The following is a 22197-nucleotide window of genomic DNA, read 5'->3' as shown; positions in this document are numbered from 1 at the left end:
GAGTCAGTCCACGCCCATCTTTCGCAGGGCGGGCCTCAGGCTGACGGCGCCGTCGCGGAAATCGGCCCATGCGTCGGGCCGCTCAAGCAACTCGGGCCAGACCCACAGATTGTAGTCGGCCGGGTTCAGCCCCGGCTTCACCTGATCCCACGACAGGGGAAAGGCGATCCCCGCCCCCGGCCGGGCGCGCGGCGACCAGGGCGCCACGGCGGTCGCCATCCGGCCGTTGCGCAGATAGTCGATGAAGATCTTTCCGCCCCGCGCCTTCTTGGCCAGGGTGGTGGTGAAACGGTCCGGCGCCTCGGACTTGATGGCCTCGGACACAGCCTTGGCGAAGGCCTTGTTCTGATCCCAGCTCACCCTCGAACGCCCGTCGGCGCGGATCGGGACGACCAGATGCAGCCCCTTGCCGCCCGTCGTCTTGACGAAGGGATTGAGGCCCAACGCCTCCAGCTTCGCCCTCACCACGAGAGAAGCGGCGATCACGTCGTCGAAGTCCAGCCCCACGTCGGGGTCCAGATCGAAGGTGATCTGGTCAGGCGTCTCCGGATCGCCCGGCTTGCAGCCCCAGGGATGCAGCTCCAGCCCGCCGGATTGGGCGATGGCCACCAAACCGCCGACATCGATGACGGCGACGTAGGGCGTGCGCGCCTTGACGTCGATCAGCTTGAGCCGCGGGTTCGACCCGGCCATGGCGTGACGCTGGAAGAAGGTCTCGCCCTCTATGCCGTTCGGGGCGCGGATGATGGAGACGGGCCGGTCCGCCACATGGGCCAGCAGCCGCTCAGCCGCCGCCTCGTAATAGCGCGCCAACTCGGCCTTGGTGATCGGCGGGCGCCCATCAGCGCCGGGCCACAGCACCTTGTCTGGGCTGGAGATGGCGACGCCCGCCACCGTGACCTTGCCGCTCTTGCGCGGCGCCTGCGACACGGCAGGCGCCTGCGGCGCGTCCGTGACGTCCTCGGCGGCCTTGTCGTCGCGCAGGCCCTTGAACGCCGCCTGCCGCAAGGCGCCGGACTCGGTGTAGCCGCCGTGCTCGATCTCGGCGACCAGCCTCGGCTTCACCCAATGGATGTCCTTGCCGCCCTTGGGCGCGCCGGGACCGACGAAGGGGCTCTTGTCCGCCGCCTCGGCCTTCAGTGCGGGCATGAGCAGCCGCGTGGCCGTCTCGCCGAAACCCGTCCCGACCCGGCCGAGGTATTTAAGCCCGCCCTTCTCGCGCACCCCGACCAGCAGCGAGCGGAACCGGCTGCCGCCTTCCGACGACCAGCCGCCGATGACGACTTCATCGCGGCCCCGGCATTTGGACTTCACCCAGCTTGACGACCGGCCCGGGTGGTAGGGCGCGTCCAGCTTCTTAGAGATGACGCCTTCCAGATGCATCCGGCAGGCGCTTTCCAGCACCGCCTGCCCCGTCGAGGCGAAATGCTCGACGTAGCGGAGACGCGCGGCGCCCTTAGCGCCGATGCGGTCGATGTAGGCCTGCAGCCGCGCCTTGCGGTGCGACAGCGGCAGCCTGCGCAGATCCTCCGCCCCGTCGAACAACAGGTCGAAGGCGAAATAGACGAGCCGGTCCGTCTCTCCCTCCGATATCGCCGCCTGAAGGGCGCTGAAGTCCGGCATATGATCATCATCGAGCGCGCATAGTTCGCCATCGATCACCGCATCGGGCCAGCCCGCCGCATCCGCCGCCAGCTCAGGGAAACGATCGGTCCAGTCCAGGCCCTTGCGGGTCCGCAGCACCGCCTGGCCGCCGCCGACCCCGATCTGCAACCGATAGCCGTCGAACTTGATCTCATGCGCCCAGCCCGCCGCCGAGGGCGGATGGTCGACCGCCTTGCACAGCTGAATCGGGACAAAGGCGTGCGGCTGCTTCGCCTTGGACGCCGCCCTGGACGGCGCAGGCTTCGGCGGCGCCTTGCGGCGGGTCGGCTTGGAGGATGTCCATTGCGCGTCGCCCTCAGCGATCTGAGCCAGGGAGCGGCCGCTTGTCACCGAGGCGTCGATCTGCGCGAGGGCGTCGCCTTCGCCGGCGACGGCGTGCTCGTCCTTTTCCTTCAGCAGCAGCCAGTTGTTGCGCTTGGAGGGCTTGCCCCGGTCGCTCTTCAGCCGGATCAGCGCCCATTTGCCTTTCAGCCGCTCGCCATGAAGGATCATTTTGATCTGGCCGCGCGCCCAGGCCGCCTCAAGGTCCGGCTCCTGCGGCTCCCAGGTTCCGACATCCCACAATTGCACCGTGCCTGCGCCGTAGTTGCCCGCCGGGATGGTCCCCTCGAACCCGCCATAGTCCAGCGGATGATCCTCGACCTCAACGGCCAGCCGCTTGACCGCCGGGTCGCGCGACGGGGCCTTGGTCACGGCCCAGGACTTCAGCACACCGTCCGCCTCGATACGGAAGTCGTAGTGCAGCCGCGTCGCCGCATGGCGCTGGATCACGAAACGCCGCGCGTCCTCGTTCCCGGTTCGCCGAGCGCCCTTGGGTTCCGGCGTCTGCTCGAAACGCCGCTTGGCCTGATAGGTCTTCAGTTCGCCGCGCATGGACGCTTAATCCGTCCGCGTGAAAACCGTTGCGATGCGACAGCGTCCGCACCCGGCCTGAAGTCAGCCGAAGCGTTCGATCCGCAGGGCGTCGGTCCAGTCGGGAGCAGGCCGGCCCAGCGCCATCTGCTCGATGATTTCCGCCGTCCGCGCCGCCGTCGTCAGGCCCAGGTGCTGGTGGCCGAAGGCGTAATGCACCTGAGGGTGAGCGTTCAGCCGTCCGATGGCGGGCAGATAGTCCGGCAGGGTCGGCCGGGGACCGCACCACCGGTCAGGCTGCGCCGAAAAGGCCACGCCCAGATCGCGCAGATGCGCCTCGATGCTGCGCCATTTTCGCGGATCGGGCCGGGCTGAAGGGGCGCCGAACTCGACATGGCTGGAGGCGCGCAGGCCCCCGTCGAAGCGGGCGACCGCCAGGGCCCGGTCCTCGAATACGGTCAGAGGCAGGTCGTCAGGCCAGTCATGCTGGGCCGACTGCACCGAATAGCCCCGCTCGCCGACCAGAGGCGCGCGCACGCCCAACGGCGTCATCAGACGCTCCGACCAGGCCCCGGCCGCGACGACGACGCGATCAGCGTCGATGACTGTTCCGTCCGACAGGGCGACCTCGGCGGCGTCGGCCACCGGCCGGACGGCGGTCGCATCGGCGTGGATCGTCTGCCCGCCTTTGGCGGAGAAGGCGGCCAGCAGGGCGTCGCGCACCGCCTGCGGTTCGCTGACCTGGCCCGTGCCGGTGAACCGGATTCCGCCTGCCGGGCGTTGACGCAGGACGGCGTCATAGGCGGCCAGTTCCTCAGCCTCCATCACGCGGAAGCGCGCCCCGCCCGTGCGCGCGGCGCTCCAGCCGGCCAGCCCGCGCCGGGCCGCTTCAGGCGTGGACCAGACCACAGAATGGCCGGTCGCCCGGATCAGTCCGTCTGGCGCCTCGGCCAGGGCGGCCAGACGCATCCAGGCGCCGACCGGATCATCCAGCAGATGCGCCAGAACCTCGGCGCCGTGAGCAACCGCCGCCGGACGGGACGCCGCCAGAAACCGCAGCGCCCATGGCCCCCACAAGGACGCATCGCGCGCACGAAAGTCCAGCGGCCCGCCAAAGGCGAACAGCCGCCCCACGGCGCCCTTGAGCGTCGCGGGCGAGGGCATGGGCTCGCATTGCTCGGCGGCGATATGGCCGATGTTGCCGAAGGAGGCGCCGCGTCGCGGGTCGCCCCGGTCGATCAGCGCGGTCTCAAAACCCGCCGCCTGAAGCCGAAGCGCCGTCGCCGCCCCAACCAGCCCTCCGCCGACGACGGCCCAGCGCTGGGCTGGCGTCATGCCGCCGCGCCCTCTGCGAACGGGTCGTCCAGACTGTGCGACGGCTCGGTGAACCAGACCGGCCCGGCCTCGGTCATGTAGAAATGGTCTTCGAGGCGCACGCCATACCGGCCGGGAATGACCAGCATCGGCTCGTTCGAGAAGCACATGCCGGGCGCCAGCGGCGTAACATCGCCGCGCACCAGATTGGGCGCTTCGTGAATGTCCAGGCCGATGCCGTGGCCGGTGCGGTGGGGCAGGCCCGGCAGCCGGTAATCAGGGCCATAGCCAAGGCCGGTCAGATAATCGCGCGCGGCGGCGTCCACGCTGGCGCAGGTTGCTCCCACGGCGGCGGCGGCGAAGGCGCGGGCCTGCGCCTCCTTCTCATGCGTCCAGACGCGGCGGAAGTCCTCCGTCGGCTGGCCGAAGACATAGGTGCGCGTGATGTCCGAGTGATAGCCGTCCACCAGGGTCCCGGTGTCGATCAGCACCACATCATCCACCGCCAGGGCGCGGTCGCCCTCGCCCCCGTGCGGCAGGCAGGTGTCGTCGCCGAAGGAGACCAGGCAGAACCAGGAGCCGCCCTCACCGCCAAGCGCGCAATGTTCGGCATCGATGAAAGCCTTGACCTCGGACGTCAGGACGCCCGCTTTCAGCCAGTGGCGGGTGCGGCGCTGGACTTCCAGAGTGATGGCCTTGGCGCGGGTCAGAAGAGCGATCTCGGCCGCCGATTTGATGCTGCGCTGGGCGACGATCAGCGGGCCGCCGTCCGTGACGCGATCGGCGCCCAGAACGCGGCTGAGGCCCAGCCAGATGAAGGCCGCCGCCTGATCGTCGATCGCCAGCACGCCGCCCTCGGGAAGGCTGGCCGCCGCCAGCGCATAGGGGCTTTCTTCCTCTTCCCAGGTCAGGATGTCGCCTGCGACGGCCTCCGCCGTCAGCCCGGCCACCTTGTCCAGCTCAAACCGGGGACAGATGTACTGGACCCGGCCATCGGCATGGATCAGCGCGCCCGTCAGCCGCTCGGACGGATGCCAGTCCAGACCCGTATAATAGCGCAACGACGCCGTGGGCCCGACCAGCAGGGCCGCCAGTCCCTTAGCTTTCAATCGCGCGGCCAAGGCGGCGACGCGGTCCTGTCGTTCGGCGACGGTGATGGGCGGGGCGCTGGGCGGAAGAAAGGTCATGGAACGAATGTATATTGTATCTGATTTCTAGTCATGTTTTCTTTCATCCCTCGGATCGCTCGTAAAGGGCGGCGAGGACCTCGGGGGAGGGAAACATTATGATTATAGCCGTTCTGTTGACGGCGCTGGCGCTGCTGGCTGCCTTTTACGCCATCCAACTGGTCCGCACCGCCAAGGCGCGCGGCGCGCTGAAGCCCAAGGCCGAAGGCATAGCCATCGGCGCGGTCGCCAACTTCTTCGATGCGCTGGGCATCGGCTCCTTTGCCCCGACCACGGCCTGGCTGCGGTTCCGTAAACTGGTGCCGGACAGCTTTCTTCCGGCGGTGCTGAACGCCGGACACTGCCTGCCGACGGTCATGCAGGGGCTGGTCTTCATGAAGCTGATCCAGGTCGACCCGGTGCTGCTGATCGCCTGTATCGGCGCCTCCATCCTGGGCGCGGTGATCGGCGCGCCCATCGTGTTGCGCCTGCCGGTGCGCGCCGTTCAGATGGTGGTCGGCGCGGCCCTGCTGATCGCAGCCGCCCTTTACGCCATGACCAATCTGAACCTGATGCCCGCAGGGGGCGAAGCGCTCTCTCTGGACGGAAACATCTTCCTGATCGCCGTCGCGGCCCATGTGCTCATGGGCGCCCTGATGAGCTTCGGCATCGGGCTTTATGCGCCTTCGCTGATCATGCTCAGCCTGATGGGCATGAACCCCACGGCGGCCTTCCCGATCATGATGGGCGCCTGCGCCTTCCTGATGCCGGTGTCGAGCCTGCGCTTCATCAAGAGCCAGCGCATCGATCTGCGGCTGGTGCTGGGCATGGCCATCGGGGGGATACCGGCAGTGCTGCTGGCCGCCTTCGTCATCACCTCCCTGCCGCTGACCGTCCTGCGCTGGGGCGTGGTGGTGGTGGTGCTCTACGCCGCCGTCAATCTGTTGATGACCGCCCTGAAGGCCCGTCAGGCGCCCGTTCCGGCCGAACAGGGCTGAGGTTTCGGGCAAGGCTAAGACTGGAGGCAAGGCTGGCGATCAGCCTTGCCCGTCGCCCTGTGCGAACTCCTCGCGCAGGTCGGACAGAGTGTGCTGAAGGTGGTCGGCCACCAGACGGCGCACCGTAGCGGCGTCACGGGCCAGCCACGCCTGCAGGATGTCCTGATGCTCGGCCTCGGCCGTCAGATGGCGCCCCTTGTGCTCAAGGTGCTTGCGCACATAGCGGTCGGCCATGACATGAAGGCGGGTCGTGATTTCTGTCGTCAGGGCGCGCTTGCCCGGCTGCACCAGGGCAATGTGGAAAGCGCGGTTCAGGGGGCCGACCGTCGGCATGCCCCCAGCCGCCGCCGCATTCAGCTGCGCCAGCACCCGCCGGGCCTCGTCCTGCCGGGCCTCATCAGCGACAAGGCAGGCCTCGGCCGCCGCCTCCGGCTCCAGCTTGAGGCGCAGTTCGTAAATTTCCTCGGCCTCGGCCGCGCTCATGCCGCGCACGAAGAAGCCCCGGTTGGCGTGCGACACCACCAGCCCGTCCTGCTCCAGCCGGACAAGGGCTTCACGCAGGGGAATCTTTGAGACGTTGAGGTCAGCCGCCAGGGCGTCCTGACGGATCGGCACGTCCGGCGCGATCGCGCCTGAGAGGATCATGTCGCGCACCACCTCCATCAGGCGGTCGGACAGGGTGCGGACTTCAAGCGGAGATGCGGCCATGCGGTTCATCGAGTCGAAAAGGCTGGGCCGGTCGCCCGACCCAGCCATAACGCGCGCCGAACGCAATTACGACGCGCAAGTCGCTCAGACGACCTGGAAGCCCGCCCAGAAGGGATCCTTGCGGTCCACCCAGATGGTGTTGAAGCCGGTGGCGACGGCCGAACCCTCGATCGAGGGCACGATCGCCTTGTGGTCGCCCACCGTGGTCTCGGCTTCGACGCGGCCGATGAACCGGCTGCAGATGTAGCTTTCGTGGACGAAGGCGTCGCCGACCTTCAGCCGCCCTTTGGCGTGCAGATGAGCCAGCCGCGCCGAGGTGCCGGTGCCGCAGGGACTGCGGTCGATGGCCTTGTCGCCGTAAAAGACAGCGTTGCGGCCGTCAGCGCCGTCGCCCTTGGGCTTGTCGGCCCACAGCACGTGGCTGACCCCGTTGATCGAGGGTTCGTCCGGGTGCACCGGGTGGAAGGCCGCCCGCACCCGCTCGCGCACCAGGCCGCTCAACTCGATGATGCGGCTGGCGCCCAGATCGTCCAGGCCCGTGTAGGCGCCCTGCGGCTCGACGATGGCGTAGTAGTTGCCGCCGTAGGACACGTCGACGCTCAGCGGGCCGAGGCCCGGCACGTCGATCTCGATGCCTTCCGCCGCCAGATAGGCGGGGACATTGCGGATGCGCACCGAGGTCACCTTATCGCCCTCAGTCTCATAGGCGATGTCCAGAACGCCCGCAGGGACCTCGATCTTCAACCGACCCGGCGTGCGTGGCCGGATCAGGCCGTGCTCCAGCCCGAAGGTGATCATGCCGATCGTCCCGTGGCCGCACATGGGCAGGCAGCCGCTGGTCTCGATGAACAGGATGCCCGCGTCTGCATCCGGCAGGGTCGGCGGATAGAGGAAGCCGCCGCTCATCATGTCGTGGCCGCGCGGCTCGAAACACAGTGAGGTGCGAATCCAGTCGTAGCGGCTCAGGAAATCGAGCCGCCGCTCGGCCATGCTGGCCCCTGACAACAGGGGCGCGCCGCCGGCGACCAGGCGAACCGGGTTGCCGGCGGTATGACCGTCGATGCAGAAAAAGACGTCGCGCATCTGGGCTCCGGATCAGGTGATCTTGATGGCCTTGCCCGAGCCGATCGGGCGCGTTTCCGCCGCCTTTTCGACCATGGCGATGACCTCGGCGCGGCGGGCGCCGGCCAGCGGCATGCGCGGCATCCGGACCCGTTCATTGCCGCGACCCATGATCATCTCGGACAGTTTGATCGACTGCACCAGATCCGCAACCGAATCCAGGTGAAGCAGCGGCATGAACCAGCGATAGATTTCAAGGGCGCGGGCGATGTCGCCGGCTTGGACCGCCTTGACCAGGGCCACCGACTCTTCGGGGAAGGCGTTGGTCAGACCCGAGACCCAGCCCTTGGCGCCCAGAATCATGCCTTCCAGCGCCACATCGTCCAGGCCGACCATGACCGAATAGCGGTCGCCCAGCTCGTTGAAGATGTCGGTGATGCGACGCGAATCCGGGGCGCTTTCCTTCAGGGCCACGATGTTCGGCACGTCCGACAGACGGCGCAGATCGTCGTTGTTCAGCGTCTGACGATACATCAGCGGGTTGTTGTACAGCATGTTCGGCAGGCCGCTGGCGGCCGCCACGGCGCGGAAGTGCGCTTCGAGCTCCGCCGCGGTGGGCACGTAGACCATGGCCGGAAGCACCATCAGGGCGTCCACGCCGATGTCCTCGGCGTCCTTGGCGTAGGCCTCGGCGCGCGCCGTGGTCAGTTCGCTGACGCCGGTGATGATCGGCACGCGATTATCGACGACTTCGACCGCCGCCTTGAGGACAGCGCGCTTTTCTTCCGGTTCCAGCGAGTTGTTCTCGCCGACCGTGCCCATGACAATGATGGCGTCGACGCCATCACGGATCAGGCCGTCCAGAACCTTCTGGGTGGAGTCGAAATCGACCCCCAGGCTCTCATTGAACTGCGTGGTGGCCGCCGGGATCACCCCGGTCCAATCCAACTTCATTCCCGCCATTTGCTGCTCCTCCCGAGCTGGCTAATTTCGTATACGTTATATGATTAGGCTGGAAGCGATGACCGATCAAGGCCCTGAAGGACCTTTAAAAATCCGCTCTCACGCCTGCTGGTCGGCCTGGCCGCCTCGCGTCAGAATCCAAGGGCCATGATCTGGTCGTACAGGACCTTGGGAGTGCGCACCCCGTTGGCCAGACTGCGCGCACGGGCTTCATAACGGCGCTGCGACGGCAGGCGCGCGCCCTGGTCGGCGAAGGCGGCGAACAGGGCCTCGGCCCGCGCAGCGTTCGCCTCCGCGTCGCCGCCGCCCATCAGGCCGGGATCGAAGGCCAGGATCAGTTCGCCATGCATGGGCGCCGCCTTGGCGCCGTCATCAAAGGCCATCGCTTCGCGGCTGGTCAGATCGCCGATCAACGGGCCCGCCATCAGTTCGATCATGGTCGACAGGGCCGAGCCCTTATGCCCGCCGAAGGTCAGCATGGCGCCGTCCAGAGCGGCGCGCGCATTCGTCGTCGGCTGACCCTCGGCGTCGACGCCCCAGCCCTCGGGGATCGGCTTGCCGGCGATGTCGTGCAACGCCATGTCCCCGCGCGCGATGGCGCTGGTGGCGAAGTCGAAGACATAGGGGTGCGGCCCCGGACGCGGCCAGCCGAAGGCGATCGGATTGGTGCCCAACAGGCCCCGCCGGCCGCCCGCCGGCGCCACCCACGAATGGCTGGGGGTCATGGCCAGAGCCGCCACGCCCATACTGGTCAGTTGTTCGATCTCGGGCCACAGGGCCGAGAAATGGAAGCAGTTGTTGATGACCAGCGCAGCCACACCGACCTCCTTGGCCTTCTGCGCCAGCAAGGGCGCCGCCCGCTCAAAAGCCAGAAGGGAATAGGCGTAACGGGCGTCGGCGCGCACCAGGGCGGGCGAGGCGTCGGTGATGACCGGCTCGGCGTCCAGCGACATCTTGCCCGAGCGGATGGTCATCACACAGCCGGGGAGACGATAAAGCCCGTGCGAGGCGCACTCGTCCCGCTCGCCCGCCGTAATGGCCCGCGCCACCGCCTCGGCGTGCGGAACGGACAGTCCCGCCCCCGTCAGCACCCGTCGCGACAGGGCGAACACCTCGTCGATGGACAAGGCGACCGTTTCCTGGGCCTCAAACACGCTCATATCGCTCTCCCGCAGCACAATCGTATACGATATGGACGCAGGCGAAAACTTCAAGCCGTTTGGCGTCCGTTTTTTAGAGCGCGTCGCGGGCCACGGTCAGATCAGTCAGGAAACGGGTCCGCTCCTCGGCGCGTCGCGCCGCATCGGGCAGGCGCAGCAGGTAGGACGGGTGAACCGTCAGCAGCACGCGCGCGCCATCCTTGGTTGTGAGAACGCGACCGCGTTCGGCCTGAACGGCGGGCTTTCGTCCCAGCACCGCCAGCCCCGCCGTCGCGCCCAGAGCCAGGATCAGCTGCGGCCTGACGAGGCGCCGTTCATGGTCCAGCCACCAGCGGCAGGCCTGGACTTCGCCCGCATTGGGCGTCTTGTGCAGACGGCGCTTGCCGCGCGGCTCGTGCTTGAAATGCTTGACCGCATTGGTGAGGTAGAGGTCGCGACGATCCAGCCCCGCCTCTTCAAACGCCGCATCCAGAATGCGCCCGGCGGGGCCGACGAAGGGCCGACCGGCCAGGTCCTCCTGATCGCCCGGCTGTTCGCCGACCACCATCAGAGCCGCGCGCCTCGGCCCCTCGCCGCAGACGCCCTGGGTGGCGTCGCGCCACAATGGGCAGCGGCGGCAGCCCTGAACGCCGCGCGCCAGCTCGTCCAGACTGTCGGGGACCAGATCATCCGTCGCCGCGCGATCCACCACCGGCGCGCGAACACGCTGGAACCTGTCATTGGGCGTGGGCGTAGGCTGGTTCACCATGGCATCCGTGCGAACCGACGCGGCGGCGGTCAGTTCCGGGATCAGCCCGGCCTCCGGCAGGTTTTTCCAGTAACGCTTGGGCATTTCCGACCGCATCGCCTGAGGCCGCAGCCGCGCCGGATTGAAGGTCGAGGCGTAGTAGGTGCGCCAGAAATCCTCCACCGCGTCCTCGGCGGGCGCCTGTGATTGATCGGCGGGCGGGCCGAAAGTCAGAAGCGTTCCGTCCCAATGCGCCGCCCCGTCCGGCGTCAGGATCGACCACCGCATGGCGCTGAACCGGCGCGCGAAGAAGGGCGCCGTCGCCTGCAGCACCCGATGCGCCGGCTCGAACCACGCCACCCAGCGCTCGCCCGCTTCGTCTTGCGTCTGTCGAAAGCGCACGAAGGCCTTCATCTTGTGGGCGGCGCGGCGCACCACCTTCACCCGATCCGCCGCCTCGGCCACGTCGCGGTCGGACAGGACGGCCATCAGGTTCGGCTGATCCTTCAGCCGCCACAGCAGGCGATACATCAGGTCGAAGCGATCCTCGGACCGGTGCTGGATCAGTTGCGCCGCCGCGTCCAGAAAGGCGCGCGGCGCGGTGAACCCGCCTTCGACCTCAGACAGGGCGCCGCCCTCATCGAACAGGCCGCCCGCAGTCGCGCCCACGACGAACTTCACCCGGCCGGGCTCCTCGCCCGCCAGCCGCAGGCGCCGCGCCGCCTTGCGCCAGCCGTCGAAATCCAGCGGGTCGGACAGGACCGCTGTGCGCATCAGAACAGGCTCAACTGCTCAGGCTTGCGCTGGGGCGCCAGGCGCGCGCGCAGATCGACCGCATCGGTCAGGCCGCCGGGCGTCCAGTCCAGCGCCGTGATCCACGGCCGCACGGCCTCGATCGACCGCGTCAGCCGACCGACGTCCTCAAGCCGCAAGGTGCGATGCCGCCGCACCGACAGGATGCGGTCCACCGCCTTCACCCCCAGGCCCGGCACCCGCAGCAGGGTCTCGCGCGCCGCCCGGTTGACGTCGACGGGGAAGGCCTCGCGGCGCCGCAGCGCCCAGGCCAGCTTGGGATCGACGGCCAGATCCAGCATGCCGTCGTCAGTCCCCTCGCCGATCTCGGGCGCGGTGAAGCCGTAGAACCGCATCAGCCAGTCGGCCTGATAGAGCCTGTGTTCGCGCATCAGCGGCGGCTTGGTCGGCGGCAGCAGGCTGGAGCCGTCGGGTATCGGGCTGAAGGCGGAATAATAGACCCGACGCAGGCCATAGCCGCCGTAAAGGGCGGCGCTGCGGGCCATGATCTCCGTGTCCGGCGCGCCGTCGGCGCCGACGATCAACTGGGTCGACTGACCGGCCGGGGCGAAGGCGGGCGGGCGCTTGCGGGCGCGCTTTTCGGGCTTGGCCTCTTCCAGTTTCAGCCGCACCTGCCCCATCGCCCTACGGATGGTCCGCGCGTCCTTTTCCGGAGCGAGACGGCCCAGAGCCTCGTCGCGGGGCAGTTCGATATTGGCGGACAGTCGGTCGGCATAGAGACCCGCCAGCTCCACCAGCCGCGCATCCGCCTCCGGGATCAGCTTCAGGTGGATATAGCCGCGAAAGTCGTGATCCTCGCGCAGGCGCCGCGCGACCTCGACCAACTGCTCCATCGTATAGTCGCCGTTGCGGATCACGCCCGACGACAGGAACAGCCCCTCAATGTAGTTCCGCTTATAGAAGGCCAGGGTCAAATCGACGACCTCCTGCACCGTGAAGCGCGCCCGTTCGACGTTGGACGACACCCGGTTGATGCAATAGGCGCAGTCGTAGATGCAGAAGTTGGTCAGCAGGATCTTCAGCAGGCTGACGCACCGACCGTCCGGCGTATAGGCGTGGCAGATGCCCATGCCCTCGGTCGAGCCGATCCCGCGCCCGCCCATTGAATCCCGCTTCGTCGTGCCGGACGAGGCGCAGGAGGCGTCATATTTCGCTGCGTCCGCCAGAACCGCCAGCTTTCGTCGAAGATCGATCTGAGCCATTCGTTCATGATATGTTCCGCTGCAGAACAGGTCCAGCTTGGCCGAAAGGCTTTCGCAGCAGGACAGGACACAACCGGCGAGGCAGGGACGGCCGGCGCATCTGCGCTCGGCCGTCGGAGGGCTCAGTCGTTTCCCCTCAACCTGTGCTCATCAAACAGGCAGACAGCGTCGTAGCGAGGACGCGCCGCCTCGCACAGGGCGACGACAGAGCGGGCGTCCGGTTTCACCCCGAGGTCGATCCAGCCCATCAAGGCCTCGAAAACCGCGACATATTCCGGCGGGCTGAGGGCGCTGTGTTCGGCTTCATCGGTGAAGGTCTGGACCAGCAGGTCGGCACGGCCCGCCGCCGCCACGCGGTCGCGATAGACGTCCTGGTGCCAGACGAAGGCTGTGGGATCGTCCTTGCCGTGGATGGTGACGGTCGGCGCGACGATCATGCCCGACAGGTCCGCGTCATAGGCCAGACGCGCCACCGCCATCGGATCGGCGACGAACCGCTCGACCCCCGCGTTCAGCGCCGCATCATCGTGCGAGCCCTGATAGACGGTCCGGCTGTTGTCGAACGGATTGAGGCCGTCCAGGCGCTTCTGCACCAGGTCCTGAAACAGGAAGGTGCCCCAGGCCAGGTGCGACACCAGTTGTCCCTCGCCGATCCCCACGACGTTGAGAATGTCGGCCAGGCGCTGCTTCTGCTCAGGCGAGCGCTCCGCCTCGGGCAGGCCGACGCCGGTGCAGGTCTTGACCCGCTGCGCCAGCTGGGCGCGGGTCAGGCGAGCGCCCTCGGGCAGACCCTGCCAGACCGGGTACTGCGCCTCGTCGGGCGCCGGATGGTTCTGGCAGTAATATTGATATACCGCACGCAGATCGGCGCGGAACCTGTAGGCCTCGGTCCCGCCCGCCAGCACCCCGCTGGTCAGGACCACGCCGTCCCAGACCACCTGGCCTTCGGCGTCGCGCGCATAGAGTTCGGCCGCCTTGGCTGCGACATTGCCGCCCCAGGACTGGCCGTGAAGAATGGTGCGGCGGGGCCGACCGAAGGCGTCCCAGAAAATCTGGCGCAGGTCGTCGGTGTCCTCGGCCGCCATGCGCACGCCGTAGCCGCCCCGGCGATAGGTCGACCCCGCCCAGGCGAAGCCCTCCTTCACCGTCATGGAGAAGCGCTCCAGATCTTCCAGCGGATCATCGGCCTTGGGGGCGGCCGTGCGCGGCCCGCCGTGGGCGTGGACGACCAGCGAACCATTCCAGTTCTCCGGCACGGCGATCCAGTAGTAACCGCCCTTGGCCGCCCGCCCCGACCAGCAGTGCGCCTGCTGAGGAAGAAAATCGGGACAGACGGCCGGGACGGGCGCCGGCGACGGGGTCGCCGGCGCATCCTGGGCGGCGGCGAAGGGCGCGCCGGTTAGCGTGACGGCGGAAGCCGCCGCCAGCATCGAAAACAGACGCATCCCTCTCGCCTCCTCAGATCAGAACGACTTGGTCGCGGTGACGTACCAGTAACGACCCCACGGGCTGTGAACCGTGCCGCGATAGCCGTTGTCGGCCAGCGACGGGCCTTCATCCGTCAGATCCCGCACGCCCAGACGCACGCGGGTCTCGGCCGGGAATTCATAGTCCACATAGGCGTTGACCGTCTGGCGGGCGTCAACGACCCACGGATCGCCCGAGGCGCCCAGCAGGCCGGGCTGCTGGAAGTCGCTGACGTACTGGCTCGTCATTCCAGCGCGCCAGGGGCCCTTGCGCCAGGTCAGGCTGGCGTTGAGGCGCCATTCGGGACGGCCGTTCTGCCCCACCAGTTGCGAGGAGTCCGGCAGGGTCGTCCCGGCATTGATCGTTCCGGCTTCGCGGGCGGCGTACAGCTCATTGACGATGTCGCCCGGATCGCGCGTGAATTCGTCCAGCTTGCTGGCGTTCACATTGACGATGAAGGTGCCGTACTTGGTGCGACGCAGCGACCAGTTCATGGCCAGATCCAGGCCGCTGACGGTCTGGGGCTGAAGGTTGATGAAGCGGTCGTTGATCGATACCACCTCGCCCACCGGGGTCAGGCCCGTGCCCTGGAACAGCAGGATGTCCTCGGGCGTCGGCGCGCGACGGTTGACCAGCGGATTGGAGCCGCCCTCGACGCGGTTCAGATAGTCCAGCGCCAGCGCCGTCTGGGCGCCCAGAAGGCCGACGATCTTCTCCTGCTCGATCCGCCACTTGTCGATAGTGAAGGTGAAGGCGCCGAAACGCTCGGGGATGAAGGACGGCTGCAGCACCAGGCCGTAGGAGGTGTTGGTGCTCTCTTCCGGCTCCAGATCCGGGTTGCCCGCCACCAGCAGAGAGGCGCCCGAGGTGTTCTGCGCGCACTGGGAGAAATTGCTGATACGGCCGGCGCGCAGGTCAGCCTCGCAGCGGACATAGTCCGTGCCGCTGGCCAGACGGGCGTATTCCGTGGCGTGGGTCTGCTCCAGGTTCGGCGCGCGGAAGCCCTGCGAATAGGAGCCGCGAACCCGCACGCCCGGAACCACGTCCCAGGCCGCGGCGATCTTCGGCTTGGCCACCGAGCCGAAGTCCGAATAGTGCTCGTAACGGCCCGCCAGCTGCACATCCAGCTGATAGACCAGAGGAATGTTCATCTCGGGCGAGACCACCGGCACGGCGAACTCGACATAGGTCGAGAAGACCTCGCGGCTGCCCGAGGTGTCGGGGTTGGGGCTGACGGCCGAAACGTTGGACAGGTTGGTCTCGCCGCTGACCATGTCGGTGAAGGTGAAGGTCCCGTCCAGATTGGCGTCGCGGTCGTCCTTCTGGGTCTCGCGGCGCGCCTCGACGCCGAAGGCCATGCCGACCGGCCCGCCCGGCAGTTGGAACAGATCGCCGCGCGACAGCTTGAAGTCCGCCATGGTCAGGGTCGTGCGCGACACCCGGCGCAGGTCGAAGACGATGGCGTCGATCGCCGCCTGAGAGCTGGGCGAGCAGTCGCCGTAGCTGGTGGTGGCGACGCAGCCCCCGCTGAAGGGGTTGTAGGCGTCGGGCGTCGACAGGGCCAACTGCTTCTGCAGGGCCGTCATATTGACGTTGGGCGAGACGTCCTTGGCCTCGGCCTCGGAATAGACGACCGCCGTCTCCCAGTTGAAGCCGCGCCACTCGCCGCGCAGGCCGCCCAGCAGGCGGGCCTGATAGTTGTCGACCTTCACCACCTGGAAGCCGGTGTCGACGAAGCGGTAGTTGGTCATCAGAACCGGCAGGCCCTCAGCCGGAACCCCGGTCAGACCCGGCAGGCGGTTCGGATTGAGCGTGCCGTCGGCGAAGGTCATGGGGCCGAACGGGTTGTAGTAGTTGCTGGCCGGAATCCAGATCTGGTTCAGGTTGACCACCGGCGGCTGCACGGCGCGGCTGTGAGCGCTGTAATAGCCGACCTCGCCGAAGGCCTCGACGCTGTCGGTCAGGTCGTAACGTCCCGTCAGGAACAGGTTCAGCCGCTCGACCGACGGACGGACCGTCGTCTCATGCCGGGTGTCGTACCGCATGTCGCGGTTGGTCGTGTTGAAGTTGTGGTTGCCGCTGGACAGGCAGATGTCGCCGCCCATGTCCACGCCGCAGCCGAAGCTGGACGGCTGGAAGCGGAAGGCTCCGGCGGTGTTGGTCACCGCCACGCCGTTCGAGCGGATCACCGGGCGCGAGCCGACCGACAGGCGCGCCCACGGCGTGTGCGACGAGCGGCCGTCCAGCGACTGGACGTCAGCGAAATCGGGATGGTCGGCGAACAGCGGACGCAGGTCGTCCGAGCGGGTGAAGTCCTGATCCGATGCCCACAGGGCGGTGCGCTGGGCGTAGTTTGCGAACAGGGAGACGTTGCCGCGATCGAAGTTCTTGCCCGTGAACAGGTTGAACTCGGTGTCGCGCATCTGCGTGCCTTCGGCCCCGCCATAGCGGGCGCTGACCGTCAGGCCGTCGATGTTGTCGCGCAGGACGGTGTTGACCACGCCCGCCACCGCGTCCGCGCCATAGATGGCGGCGGCGCCGTCCAGCAGCACTTCCAGCCGCTCCAGCCCCGACACGGGGATGGCGTTGGAGTTGTAGCTCAGCACCGGCACCGTGCCGGTGTCCGAGGTGCCCTGGCTGGTCGGGTGCTGGACCAGACGACGACCGTTCAGCAGCACCAGGGTGTTGCCTACGCCCAGCGAGCGCAGGTTGACCGAGTTCACATCGCCGCGCGCCGAGTTCGAAGTCTGGGGGTTATTGGCGGAATCGAACAGGACGTCGCCCATCTGGGGGATGGTGCGCATCAGTTCGTCGCCGGTCGTGGCGCCGGTGGCCTCGATCTGCTCACGGTCGGCCACCACCACCGGCAGGGCCGCCGTGGTGCGCGCGCCGCGGATGTTGGTGCCGACGACGACGATGTCCTCCACCTGTGTGGGCTCGGCGGGCAGGGCCTCCTGGGCCAGAGCGGCCCCGGCGAACAGGACGGTCGATGCGGTCGTCGCCATCAGAGCGATCTTGGATGGGTTTCTCATGTCTCTCTCCCAGTCGCCGTGTGCGGCGATCATGTCGTTGAGGTCGTGGTTCAGGGTCAGTCGTCGGCCAGCACCAGGTCGTCGCCCGGTCCGGCGGCGGGATCAGGGGCGGCGGCCAGGGGCTGAGGCCCGCCGTCCAGCGCGGCCTTCAGCGCATCGCGGTCCAGTTCGCCTTCCCAGCGGGCGACAACGATGGTGGCCACCGCGTTGCCGATGAAGTTGGTCAGGGCGCGGCATTCGCTCATGAAGCGGTCGATGCCCAGGATCAGGGCCATGCCCGCCACCGGCACCGAGGGCACCACCGACAGGGTGGCCGCCAGGGTGATGAAGCCCGCCCCCGTAATGCCCGCCGCCCCCTTGGACGACAGCATGGCCACCAACAGCAGCAGAATCTGATCCTGCAGGCTCAGATCGATGTTCAGCGCCTGGGCGATGAACAGGGCCGCCATCGTCATATAGATATTGGTGCCGTCCAGATTGAACGAATAGCCGGTCGGCACGACCAGGCCGACCACCGACTTGGCGGCGCCCGCCCGCTCCATCTTGGAGATCAGGCTGGGCAGGGCGGCCTCGGAACTGGAGGTGCCCAGCACCAGCAGCAGCTCTTCTTTCAAATAGCGGATCAGCTTCAGGATGTTGAAGCCGTTGGCGATGGCGACCAGACCCAGCACCCCGACCACGAAGATGGCGGACGTCAGGTAAAAGGTGGCGATCAGGGCGAACAGGTTCGCGACCGAGGCGATGCCGTAGGCGCCGATGGTGAAGGCGAAGGCCCCGAAGGCGCCGATCGGTGCGGCCTTCATCAGAATGGCGACCAGTTTGAAGAAGGCCGCGCTGACCGACTCCAGGAAGGTCATCACCGGCTTGCCCAGATCGCCGATCATGGCCAGGGCGATGCCGAACAGGATGGAGACGAACAGGACCTGCAGGATATTGCCGGTCGAGAAGGCGCTGACCACCGTGTCGGGAATAATGCCCGTCAGGAAGCCGACGATGGTGCTTTCATGCGCCGCCTGGGCGTATTGAGCCACCGCGCCCTTATCCAGGGTGGCCGGATCGATGTTCAGGCCGTGGCCCGGACGCACGACATTAGCGATGATCAGGCCGACGATCAGCGCCAGGGTCGAGAAGACCAGGAAATAGCCAAAGGCCTTGGCCGCCACCCGGCCGACGCGGCCGATGTCGCGCATCCCGGCGATGCCGGTAACGATGGTCAGGAAGATCACCGGCGCGATCACCATCTTCACCAGCTTGATGAAGGCGTCGCCCAGCGGCTTCAGGCTTTCGCCTACGTTCGGCCAGAAGTGGCCGATGGCGCCACCCAGCACGATGGCGACCAGCACCTGGAAATAGAGATGCTGATAGAAGGGGCGGCGAATGACCGCCGCCGTCTGTGACGCGATAGGGGACAAAGAAGGTCGCTCCTGATGGCGAGCATGCGGCTCGCGGATTTCCTCTCGGCGCGATCTTCGCCACGCTTCGACCTCAGTGTGGCCATGACGAGGGCAAGAGAAAACGCCTGCCCCTACGCAATATAACCTATTGTTTTTTATAAATTTACTACAGAAGCGCGATCTAGACGGGACCAGTATGTGCGATTTATCGCCCCGATCTCTGGCTCAAAAGTGCGGAATATCGCACACTAAAGACATGAACCGCGCCATGCCGCCTGCTCCCAATGATCGCACTGACCGGCGACAGATCGGCCTGTGGGTCGCCCTGACGCTCGGCTGGCTGATCGCGGCGACAGCGGGCGCCTATGGGCTGGGCGAAACCGCGCGGACGGAGGCTTCGGCCGAGCTGGCGCGTCAGTCCGAAGCCGCAGCCGCCCTGCACGCCGCCGTCCTGCGCAGCGAACTGGAGAAATACCGCGCCCTGGCGCCGGCCATGGCGACCGACGCCGATGTCGCCCGGCTGCTGACGACCCCGCATTTCGACGCAAAACCGCTGAATGAACGGCTGGAGGCGCTATCCGAACAGATCCGCGCCTCGGCCATCTACGTCATCGGCGCGGATGGCGTAACCCGCGCCGCCAGCAACTGGAACCATCCGGTCAGCTTCGTCGGCTCCGACTACAGTTTTCGGCCCTATTTCATCAAGGCGATGCGTGACGGCTCGGCCGAGTTCTTCGCGTTAGGCACTGTCAGCGGCAAACCCGGCCTGTTCCTGGCGCGGCGCGTCGTCAATGCGGGCCTCCCGATCGGGGTCGTGGTGGTCAAGGTCGAGTTCGACGCCCTGGAGGCCGAATGGCGCGCCTCGGGCGAGCCCGCCTATGTGGTCGATCCGGGCGGGGTGGTGCTGATCACCAGCATCCCGAGCTGGCGGTTCCGGACCCTGCGGCCGATGGACGCCGAAAGCCGCCGCCTGACGCTGGCGGACCAGACCCTGGCCGACGGCGCCCTGGCGCCCCTGCCCTTCCGCACGCCGCAGGACGGCGCGACCCGGCTGGTCGAGGCGCCGCTGGAGGGCGCCGATCGCCATTGGATGCACGCCCGCATCGACACCATGACGCCGGGCTGGACGCTGCACCTGCTGACCCCCGACCGGGGCGTCATAGAGACGAACGTCGCCAACGCCCGGACCCTGGCCGCCCTGATCGCCACGCTCCTTTTCGGCGTCGCCGCCGTGCTGCTGCGCCGTCGCCAGCAGGCCGCAACGCGGCAGCGCGCCGCCGAGGCGGCCCGGCTGGAACTGGAGCGCCGCATCGAAGAGCGGACCCACGACTTGCGCCAGGCCAACATCGCCCTGAACCGCCAGATCGACGAGCGGATGCGCGCCGAAGCCAGCCGCGAGGCTCTGCGCGACGAACTGGTGCAGGCGGGCAAGCTGGCGGCTCTGGGCCAGATCGCCGCCGGGGTGGCCCATGAGATCAACCAGCCCGTCGCCGCCATCCGCACCCAGGCCGAGACCGCCTCAGCCTATCTGCAGCGTGAGCAGGGCGCCAAGGCCGCGCGGGCTCTGGGCCGCATCGGCGATCTGACCGCCCGCATCGGCGCCATCACACAGGAGTTGCGGGCCTTCTCACGCAAGGCCGAGCCGCAACTGGGCACGGTGTCGCTGAACGACGCGATCGACGGCGCCCTGCTGCTGCTGGGCGGGCGACTGCGCCAGGGCGGCGTCCGCCTGACGCGTCCGCGCGGCGCGAATCTGCTGGTCGTCGCCGACCGTTTCCGCCTGGAGCAGGTCATCGTCAATCTGATGCAGAACGCCGCCGAGGCGCTGGAGGGCCGGGCCGACGGCCAGATCACCCTGACAGTGGAGCGGGTCGCAGACCATGTCGAACTGCGCGTCGCCGACAACGGCCCTGGCGTGGCCGACGACATCCGCGACCAGCTCTTTACTCCCTTTGTGACCAGCAAGGCCAATGGTCTGGGACTGGGACTGGTCATCTGCCGCGACATCGTGGCCGGGTTCGGGGGCGAGCTGGACCTGCGTCCGGCCACCCTCGGCGCCGCCTTCGTCATCAGCCTGAAAGCCGCGTGATGGAGGCGCGCGTCATGGAGTTCCCGCGTCTTGAGACCGTCGCCCTGATCGAGGACGACGACGACTTCCGCAACGCCCTGACCGAAAGGATGGAGGTCGAAGGCCTGAGCGTGCGCGCCTATCGTTCCGCCGAGGCGGCGCTGACAGAGATCGACGCCGATTTCCCCGGCGTAGTGGTGACCGACCTGCGGATGCCGGGGCTGGACGGCCGCCAGGCGCTCAACCGGCTTCAGGCCCTTGATCCCGCCCTGCCCGTCATCCTGATCACCGGGCACGGTGACGTGGCCGAGGCGGTCGCCGCCATGCACGGCGGGGCCTATGACTTCGTCGCCAAGCCGTTCGCCTTTGAGCGCCTGTCCGAAAGCCTGACGCGCGCGCTGGAAAAGCGCGCCCTGGTGCTGGACAACCGACGCCTTGTCGCCCTGTCGTCCGAGGCGGGGCTGGAGTTGCCGCTGCTGGGCGACAGCCCGGCGATCCGCTCGCTGCGCGCCACCATCGCCCAGATCGCCGACGCCCGCATGGACGTGCTGATCGAGGGAGAGACCGGCGTGGGCAAGGAAGCTGTGGCCCGCGCCCTGCACAACGGCGGCCGCCGCCGATTGCATCCTTTCGTGGCGGTCAACTGCGGCGCCCTGCCGGACGGACTGATCGAGAGCGAGTTGTTCGGTCATGAGCTGGGCGCCTTCGCCGGGGCCTTGCGTCGCCGCGTCGGCCACGTCGAGCGCGCACACGGCGGGTCGCTGTTTCTGGACGCCGTCGAAAGCATGCCGACCGCTGCTCAGGTCAAGATGCTGCGCGTGCTGGAAGAGCGCGAAATCCACCCGATCGGCGCATCGGAACCCCGCGCCGTCGACATTCGCGTGCTGGCCTCTGCGACGGGGGATCTCGATCAGGCCCTCGTCAGCGGCCGACTTCGCGAAGAACTTTACTATCGGCTGAATGTCGTGCGCCTGCGCGTGCCGCCTCTGCGCGAACGCCGCGACGACATCCCCCTGCTGTTCGCCAGCCTGGTGGCGCGCGCCCCGGTGGGCCCCGGCGCCGAACCGCCCGTCATCACGGACGCAGTCCGCTCCCGCCTGCTGGAACACCCCTGGCCAGGCAACATCCGCGAGCTGTCGCACTTCGCCCAACGCTTCGCCCTTGGCCTTGAAGGCCGCGAAGACCAAGCCGCCGGCGCCGCGCGCGGCCTTGTCGACCGCGTCGCTGATTTCGAGAAACGCATATTGCAGGACACGCTTGAAACCCTGGGCGGCAACGTCAGCGAGGCGTTGGCGCAACTGAAGATTCCCCGCAAGACCCTCTACGACAAGCTGAAACGCCACAACCTGAAGCCGGCCGATTTCCGCAGGAGCTGAGCAGGCTGCACCATCGGTTCGCGCCCGCCGCGACAGACTTGGCCTCTGCGTTACCGCGCCTCATTCGAAGCCACCTATTGAAGAACAACGATCTCCAGGTCAGGAATTTTGCATCCGTCAGGTGCCGATGACGCCTTGCGCAGATCGCAGCAAGGCAACTCGGCGCTTCTGAGCGGAACCCAACAGCAGAAAACCCCCGCAGCTTACGCTTTGGGGGTTTATTTTTTCTT

General features: G+C 67.6%; 15 protein-coding genes. 3 read left to right on the top strand and 12 right to left on the bottom strand.

Going from position 1 to position 22197, the window contains the following annotated elements; translation table 11 throughout:
* Positions 1-3 precede the first annotated feature (3 nt).
* The 3 genes from ligD to D1604_RS05130 all read right to left on the bottom strand — a co-directional run bounded on the left by ligD (position 4) and on the right by D1604_RS05130 (position 5018).
* Positions 4-2538, bottom strand: coding sequence for a DNA ligase D (gene ligD, locus D1604_RS05140; protein WP_119412500.1), 2535 nt, complete (start codon positions 2536-2538; stop codon positions 4-6).
* A 63-nt stretch (positions 2539-2601) separates the two neighbouring features.
* Positions 2602-3852: an NAD(P)/FAD-dependent oxidoreductase gene (locus D1604_RS05135; RefSeq protein ID WP_119412499.1), complete on the bottom strand. Its 1251-nt coding sequence runs from the start codon at positions 3850-3852 to the stop codon at positions 2602-2604.
* Positions 3849-5018 (bottom strand): M24 family metallopeptidase, encoded by a 1170-nt coding sequence (locus D1604_RS05130; RefSeq protein WP_119412498.1) that lies wholly within the window; start codon positions 5016-5018, stop codon positions 3849-3851. The genes D1604_RS05135 and D1604_RS05130 overlap by 4 nt, the downstream gene beginning before the upstream one ends.
* A gap of 98 nt (positions 5019-5116) precedes the next feature.
* Here D1604_RS05130 and D1604_RS05125 point away from each other — a divergent pair, with 98 nt between their 5' ends.
* On the top strand, positions 5117-5995 hold the full coding sequence (locus D1604_RS05125) for a TSUP family transporter (protein ID WP_119412497.1): 879 nt from the start codon (positions 5117-5119) through the stop codon (positions 5993-5995).
* A gap of 39 nt (positions 5996-6034) precedes the next feature.
* Here D1604_RS05125 and D1604_RS05120 read toward each other — a convergent pair whose 3' ends face one another.
* The 9 genes from D1604_RS05120 to D1604_RS05080 form a co-directional block, all read right to left on the bottom strand.
* The gene (locus D1604_RS05120; protein WP_035303194.1) at positions 6035-6703 is read right to left on the bottom strand and encodes a GntR family transcriptional regulator; all 669 of its coding nucleotides are present in this window, start codon (positions 6701-6703) and stop codon (positions 6035-6037) included.
* Between the two features lie 84 nt (positions 6704-6787).
* Positions 6788-7786 (bottom strand): 4-hydroxyproline epimerase, encoded by a 999-nt coding sequence (locus D1604_RS05115; RefSeq protein ID WP_119412496.1) that lies wholly within the window; start codon positions 7784-7786, stop codon positions 6788-6790.
* A gap of 12 nt (positions 7787-7798) precedes the next feature.
* Positions 7799-8728, bottom strand: coding sequence for a dihydrodipicolinate synthase family protein (locus D1604_RS05110; RefSeq protein ID WP_119412495.1), 930 nt, complete (start codon positions 8726-8728; stop codon positions 7799-7801).
* Positions 8729-8859: 131 nt separating this feature from the next.
* Complete coding sequence (locus D1604_RS05105; RefSeq protein WP_119412494.1) at positions 8860-9888, bottom strand: Ldh family oxidoreductase; 1029 nt, start codon at positions 9886-9888, stop codon at positions 8860-8862.
* 73 nt (positions 9889-9961) lie between these two features.
* The gene (locus D1604_RS05100) at positions 9962-11389 is read right to left on the bottom strand and encodes a UdgX family uracil-DNA binding protein (RefSeq protein ID WP_119412493.1); all 1428 of its coding nucleotides are present in this window, start codon (positions 11387-11389) and stop codon (positions 9962-9964) included.
* Complete coding sequence (locus tag D1604_RS05095; RefSeq protein WP_119412492.1) at positions 11389-12630, bottom strand: putative DNA modification/repair radical SAM protein; 1242 nt, start codon at positions 12628-12630, stop codon at positions 11389-11391. Before D1604_RS05095 ends, D1604_RS05100 begins: the two co-directional genes overlap by 1 nt.
* A gap of 122 nt (positions 12631-12752) precedes the next feature.
* Positions 12753-14075: a hypothetical protein gene (locus D1604_RS05090; RefSeq protein ID WP_119412491.1), complete on the bottom strand. Its 1323-nt coding sequence runs from the start codon at positions 14073-14075 to the stop codon at positions 12753-12755.
* 18 nt (positions 14076-14093) lie between these two features.
* Positions 14094-17129: a TonB-dependent receptor domain-containing protein gene (locus D1604_RS05085; protein WP_119412490.1), complete on the bottom strand. Its 3036-nt coding sequence runs from the start codon at positions 17127-17129 to the stop codon at positions 14094-14096.
* A gap of 56 nt (positions 17130-17185) precedes the next feature.
* Positions 17186-18541: a dicarboxylate/amino acid:cation symporter gene (locus D1604_RS05080; RefSeq protein ID WP_024355231.1), complete on the bottom strand. Its 1356-nt coding sequence runs from the start codon at positions 18539-18541 to the stop codon at positions 17186-17188.
* A gap of 250 nt (positions 18542-18791) precedes the next feature.
* Between D1604_RS05080 and D1604_RS05075 the strand changes: the two genes are divergently transcribed.
* Together D1604_RS05075 and D1604_RS05070 are read left to right on the top strand one after the other, a co-directional pair.
* Positions 18792-20612: a sensor histidine kinase gene (locus tag D1604_RS05075; RefSeq protein ID WP_119412751.1), complete on the top strand. Its 1821-nt coding sequence runs from the start codon at positions 18792-18794 to the stop codon at positions 20610-20612.
* A gap of 14 nt (positions 20613-20626) precedes the next feature.
* Complete coding sequence (locus D1604_RS05070) at positions 20627-21967, top strand: sigma-54-dependent transcriptional regulator (protein WP_119412750.1); 1341 nt, start codon at positions 20627-20629, stop codon at positions 21965-21967.
* Positions 21968-22197 lie beyond the last annotated feature (230 nt).

The sequence above is a fragment of the Brevundimonas sp. LPMIX5 genome, assembly GCF_003576505.1.
Lineage (GTDB): Bacteria > Pseudomonadota > Alphaproteobacteria > Caulobacterales > Caulobacteraceae > Brevundimonas > Brevundimonas naejangsanensis.
This window is presented reverse-complemented; position numbering and strand designations above follow the sequence as displayed.